The organism is Heliobacterium chlorum (assembly GCF_014502795.1).
Classification (GTDB): domain Bacteria; phylum Bacillota; class Desulfitobacteriia; order Heliobacteriales; family Heliobacteriaceae; genus Heliobacterium; species Heliobacterium chlorum.
The window spans coordinates 1-544 of sequence record NZ_JACVHF010000151.1 but is presented as its reverse complement, the minus strand read 5'-3'; the positions used below and the strand labels follow the sequence as shown (position 1 = coordinate 544).

Annotated in this window: 1 protein-coding gene; it reads left to right on the top strand. The window is 34.0% G+C overall.

What is annotated here, in order from left to right; all coding sequences use genetic code 11:
* Nucleotides 1-544, top strand: a 544-nt coding sequence (locus tag H1S01_RS20715) for a methyl-accepting chemotaxis protein (protein ID WP_188042187.1), incomplete at both ends; no start/stop codon positions are given.

Sequence of the window (544 nt, the reverse complement as noted above, 5' to 3'; positions counted from 1 at the left end):
GTAGAAAACATGAATACATCTTTTCATAATATGGATAAATCTTTTGAACAGAATTCACTAGCGGTTAACGTAGTAAGTCGAAACGCAACAAGCTTAATTCAAGTTTTTGAAAATATAGGCCGATCAATCCAAAATCTTGCCCCTATTGCTCAGGAACAAACTGCCACTTTCGAGGAAATCCAAGCAACTATAAATGATATATCTTTCCGTACATCCTCTCTTAATGAAATGATGCAGAAAAGCAATGTTAGTCTATTAGAATTGTTGAATTCGGCAAATGCTGTAAGAACCGAGATAGGAAAAAATAAAATTCATTTTTCAACGAATGAAGTTCTGGATTTAACTAAAACAGACCATCTATTATGGAAAGTGCGTATTACCTACATGCTTAGAGGTCTTCTTGAATTAGATGAAAAAAGCGTAAGTGACCATAATGCTTGTAAATTAGGTAAGTGGTATAACAGCGATGGTCAAAAATTGTTTGCACGTTCTGAATCGTTTAAGCAACTTGGCTTATTACACTCCCAATTTCATCAAAAATGTG